The sequence below is a fragment of the Methanobrevibacter sp. genome (assembly GCF_036307625.1).
In the GTDB taxonomy this organism is placed as follows: Archaea; Methanobacteriota; Methanobacteria; order Methanobacteriales; family Methanobacteriaceae; genus Methanocatella.
This window is the reverse complement of record NZ_JAXJXF010000106.1, coordinates 1-2,257: the sequence shown is the minus strand read 5'-3', so window position 1 is coordinate 2,257 and position 2,257 is coordinate 1. Positions and strand designations below refer to the sequence as shown.

Here is a 2,257-nt window from a genome sequence, read left to right as displayed (position 1 = left end):
CATGATAAAAACTTTTACTCCACCTATTTATTAAATTTAACTATTTTTAGATAAAATTAAAAATTCACAACTAATTTTCATCAAAAAATTTTAAATCAACAAAGTTTTTGAAAGAGTCATTTTGTCAGTATTCCAACATTATAAAAGTTATAAATGAGAAATATATTAATGATTAAATTAAATCGTGTGATTAAATGAAAAGTGATAATGTTAAAAAAGGAATTCAAAGAGCTCCACACAGGTCTCTTTTAAGAGCTTGCGGATTAGATGATGATGACTTTAAAAAACCATTCATTGGAATCGCTAACAGTTTTACAGACATTGTTCCTGGCCATATTCACTTAAAAGAATTGGTTGAGTTTGTAAAAGATGGAATTATTGCTGCAGGAGGTATTCCATTTGAATTTGATACCATGGCAGTATGTGATGGAATCAGCATGAACCATGAAGGTATGAAATATTCCCTTCCTTCACGTGAAATAATTGCAGCAACCGTTGAATCAATGACCAAGGGCCATGCATTTGACGGGCTTGTATTGATTCCAAGCTGTGATAAGGTAGTTCCAGGAATGATTATGGGTGCCGCAAGGGTAAATGTACCTTCAATTGTAGTTACCGGTGGGCCGATGGCATCCGGTGAATATAACGGAAAACCTGCAGATTTGATTACTGTATTTGAAGCTGTCGGTGCTTATTCTGCCGGTAAAATGTCTGAAGAGGAAGTTCATGAACTTGAAAAATGCGCCTGTCCTGGTGCCGGAAGCTGTTCCGGTCTATTTACAGCAAATACCATGGCATGCATTACAGAAACATTCGGTTTATCCCTTCCGACCTGCGCTACAACCCATGCAAGAACAGATGAAAACAACAAGATTGCGTTTGAGTCTGGAAAACAGATTATCAAACTAGTTGAAGATGATATCAAACCGTCAGATATATTAACACAAGAGGCATTCAACAATGCTGTCGCTGTTGACATGGCATTGGGAGGATCATCCAATACTGCACTTCACATTCCTGCAATTGCAAGTGAGGTTGAGGGCATTGATGTTGATTTGGAATTGTTCGATAAAATTTCAAGAAATGTTCCTCATATTGCATTGATTTCCCCTGCGGGTGAGGATTCTATGATGGATTTGCACTTGGCTGGTGGTATTCCTGCCGTTTTAAAAACTTTGGGGGATAAAATCGATACCAATCAATTGACAGTAACTGGAAAAACAATAGAAGAAAACCTTAAAACAGTTGAAAACAAAAACACTGATGTCATTCATACTCTCGATAATCCGGTACATGAAGATGGTGGAATTGCTATTTTAAAAGGTAATTTAGCTCCAAATGGAAGTGTAGTTAAAAAAGGTGCTGTAGCAGACCATTTGATGCATCTTAAAGGACCTGCAAAAGTCTATAACTCTGAAGAAGATGTAACCAAAGCCATATTTGACCATGAAATCGATGAAGGCGACATCGTTGTAATCAGATATGAGGGTCCTAAAGGAGGTCCTGGAATGCGTGAAATGTTGAATCCGACATCTGCCCTTGTCGGTATGAACATTAAGGATGTGGGATTAATAACTGATGGAAGATTCTCTGGTGGAACAAGAGGACCTTGTATAGGACACGTATCTCCTGAAGCAAGGGAAGACGGACCTATTGCAGCGGTTCAAAATGGTGATATAATTGAAATTGACATTAACAACAGAAGCATCAATATTGAACTTTCCGATGAGGAAATCGAAGCAAGACTCAAACAAGTTAAACACCCGGAAAGTGATGTTGATGGATGGTTGGCAATCTATCAAAAGTTGGTTCACTCAGCAGATACTGGTGCTATTTTAAGGTAGGGTTAAAATGGATATATTAAATTATGATGAAATTGATTTGGCTGAAACAATCAAAAGATCAGAAGAAGATGTAAACAAGGTCTTGGATATCGTTTCTGACATTTTAAACAACGTCAGATTAAATAAGGATGATGCTATTAGGGAATATACTGAAAAGTTTGACGGGGTTACAATAGAAAATTTGAAAGTATCCAAAGATGAAATTGAAGAGGCTTATGATACTCTAGATGATTCATTACTTGCTGCACTAAAACAAGCAGCATCAAATATTGAAAAATTTCATAAAAAACAAATCCCTCAGGAGTGGGAAATGGAAGTTAATCCAGGTATTGTTGCAGGTCAAATTGTAAGACCTATCAACTCTGCTGGCTGTTATATACCTGGTGGAAGGGCAGCTTACCCTTCATCAATAT

The 2,257-nt window shown here is 37.0% G+C and carries 2 protein-coding genes; both read left to right on the top strand.

The genetic code is table 11. The features are described 5' to 3' along the window. Positions 1-194: 194 nt before the first annotated feature. Positions 195-1,844, top strand: a complete 1,650-nt coding sequence (ilvD, locus tag UIB65_RS06915; RefSeq protein WP_330040498.1) for a dihydroxy-acid dehydratase — start codon at positions 195-197, stop codon at positions 1,842-1,844. 7 nt (positions 1,845-1,851) lie between these two features. After that, positions 1,852-2,257 (top strand): histidinol dehydrogenase (locus UIB65_RS06910; protein ID WP_330040496.1); only part of this gene is annotated, 406 nt, incomplete at its 3' end.